This window comes from Streptomyces sp. NPDC004658 (assembly GCF_040609555.1).
In the GTDB taxonomy this organism is placed as follows: domain Bacteria; phylum Actinomycetota; class Actinomycetes; order Streptomycetales; family Streptomycetaceae; genus Streptomyces.
The window spans coordinates 1-2,306 of record NZ_JBEXKG010000367.1; the positions used below are offsets into that span (position 1 = coordinate 1).

At 69.6% G+C, this 2,306-nt stretch carries 4 protein-coding genes and 1 pseudogene; 2 read left to right on the forward strand and 3 right to left on the reverse strand.

What is annotated here, in order from left to right; all coding sequences use genetic code 11:
• The 3 genes from ABZV94_RS41340 to ABZV94_RS41350 all read right to left on the reverse strand — a co-directional run.
• Positions 1 to 313: AAA family ATPase (locus ABZV94_RS41340; protein WP_356350220.1), on the reverse strand; the 313-nt coding region annotated here is incomplete at its 3' end.
• 95 nt (positions 314 to 408) lie between these two features.
• A complete protein-coding gene (locus ABZV94_RS41345; RefSeq protein ID WP_356350222.1) occupies positions 409 to 777 on the reverse strand; it encodes an MmcQ/YjbR family DNA-binding protein in 369 nt (122 codons plus the stop codon).
• On the reverse strand, positions 774 to 1,169 hold the full coding sequence (locus ABZV94_RS41350; RefSeq protein ID WP_356350225.1) for an MmcQ/YjbR family DNA-binding protein: 396 nt from the start codon (positions 1,167 to 1,169) through the stop codon (positions 774 to 776). Before ABZV94_RS41350 ends, ABZV94_RS41345 begins: the two co-directional genes overlap by 4 nt.
• A gap of 88 nt (positions 1,170 to 1,257) precedes the next feature.
• Between ABZV94_RS41350 and ABZV94_RS41355 the strand changes: the two are divergent.
• Positions 1,258 to 1,741, forward strand: a pseudogene (locus ABZV94_RS41355) (AraC family transcriptional regulator); the annotation flags it as partial.
• 173 nt (positions 1,742 to 1,914) lie between these two features.
• Positions 1,915 to 2,306: TetR family transcriptional regulator (locus tag ABZV94_RS41360; RefSeq protein WP_356350228.1), on the forward strand; the 392-nt coding region annotated here is incomplete at its 3' end.

A 2,306-nucleotide genomic window follows, 5' to 3' on the forward strand; every position in this document is an offset into this window, starting at 1 on the left:
GCCGACTGCGCGCGGCGGCGAAGACCTTGCGCAGTTCGGCCACGCCGGAGAATGTGGCCGACACCGGTTCGAAGGCCAGGTTGCAGCCGTCCGCGAGGAGTCGGGCGATGGTCGTCTTCCCGACGCCGGGCGGGCCCCACAGGATGGCGGAGCCGAGGCGCTGCTGGGCGACCATGCGGCCCAGCGGGGCGTCCGGGGACAGGAGATGTTCCTGTCCGACGACGTCTTCCAACCGGGTGGGACGCAGGCGGTCCGCGAGCGGCCGGGTGGGCTCTTCATCGAAGAGCGGCAGGGTCGGTTCGGTCGGTTCCATCGGTCTCTCTGGTCTGGGGCGGAGGCGGAGACGTGTGTACGTGAGTCCCTGAACGGGCCCCTGTCGGTGGGCGGGAGGTCAGCCGCTCGCGGCGCTCATCGGGCAGCGGGGCGATCGCGCCGGGGCAGTCGCTCGACGGCCATGTGGTAGGAATCCTCGACCGCGTCGGTGACCAGCCGCTCGGTGATGCCTGGGCCCGGCCCGAGCGAGACCCAATGGCGTTTGTCGAGGTAGCGGCCCGGTGTGATCGAGGCATAGCCGTGAACGAGCGCGCGGGCGTGTTCGGTTTCGCACTTGACCGTGATGATCTGTTCGTCCGGGTCGTCGGTGATGATCAGGAACACCTTGCCCGCGACCTTGTACACGTCCAGGTGCTCGGTGAACGGGTAACCGTGGTCCGTCCCGGGCAGCGCGAGGGCTGCCTGTCTGGCGATGTCCTGGAGCCGGTCACCGGCCGTGCTCACCGGGCCGCCCGCGTGCGGCTGCCGTAGGTGTGCGGGTCGACAGGTCGCTCGGCCCTGGGCAGGTGAGCGACCACGAGCCGGTAGGAGTCGGTGACGAGCTCCCCGACAAGCCTTTTGTCGACGCCGTCCCCGCCCTCCAGCGTGATCCAGTGCTTCTTGTTCATGTGGTAGCCGGGGGTGATGTGGCTGTACTGCTCCCTCAGGGCGTGGGCCTCACCAGGGTCCGCCTTGAGGATCACTACGGGGCGCCCCGGGACCTCGGTCATCAGCATGAACACTTTGCCGCGCACCTTGAAGACCTCCCAGTCGTCGCCGAAGGGATGCTCCAGCTGGGCTCCGGGCAGCTCTTGGGCGCAGTCGGCGGCGGTCATGTGCAGAGTCGTTCCGTTCATGCGGGTTGCCTTCCTCAGGGCGGTGGTCGCGGCGGCACATCCCATCCTCCCCTCGAAGCCGACAAAAAGGGCAGTAGGCTGCGGACACGTGATGGTCGACAAGAGACACCCCAGCCCGAGCGGACAGGTCGGGCCGGCCGCGGTTCCGCTGTACGGTTTCCAGCCCCCGGTCGGCACCCCCTACGGCCTTGAAGTGAGTACTGTCGAGGACTTCTTCAGCCAGCACGACGACTGGCCGTGGAGCCCGCCCCGTCCCGGCCGCGCCACCTTCCACTACCTCATCGCCGTTACCGAGGGTCAGCTGCGGCACGACGTCGACCACGTCACGCGGACCGTCGCCCCCGGCCAGTGGCTCTGGGTGCGTCCCGGACACACGCTGTGCTGGCACCCGCCCGGCCCGGCCCGCGGCCCGTTCATCCTGTTCGAACCGGATGTACTGCGGCCCGATGTCGCCCGCCTGCGCCCCGCTCACCGCGCACGATGCTCCTGCCGTGCTGAGCCCGCACCCCGACCCGGTCTGGCTCCAGCAGACGGCACTCCAGCTTCTGGACGAAGACCGCGCACTCGGGCGCTTCTTCTGTGACCGCACCGGCCTCACCCCGGCCGCCTTCGCGGCCCGCGACACCACGGCCCACCCGTGACAGCAGCCGGGCTCCGGAAGTTCATGCGGCGGGACCGGTGGTCGATTCACAGGTCCGTTTGAGTGGGGGGCAGACCCGCACGCCAGCGCATTCTCACCGCTGCCATGGAGGAGTTCGCCGGGCACGGCATCGCCGGCGCCCGAGTGGACCGCATCGCCAAGCTCGTCAGGACCAGCAAGGAACGCGTCTACGCCTACTTCCGGGGCAAGGACGCCCTTTATGCCGCCGTCGCCGCACGGGAGTACGTCGTCATCGCCGAGGCCACCCAGATGGACCCGTCAGACCTCCCCGGCTACGCGGGCCGCCTGTTCGACTACTTCGCCTCCCGACCGGGCCACTACCGTCCGATCACCTGGGGCCGCCTCGAACTGCCGGGCACCACAGCCGTTGCCGACGATCCCGACCAGGCGCTGATCGCCCGCACGATCGACCAGCTCCGCCAGGTGCAACGGGCCGGAAAGCTCGACCCCGGCCGACGTCCTCGCCCTGGTCAACC

Bases quoted from the DNA above. Each gene is read 5' to 3' on its own strand.
- ABZV94_RS41350 (WP_356350225.1), bottom strand. From the start codon at position 1,169: ATGAACGGAACGACTCTGCACATGACCGCCGCCGACTGCGCCCAAGAG.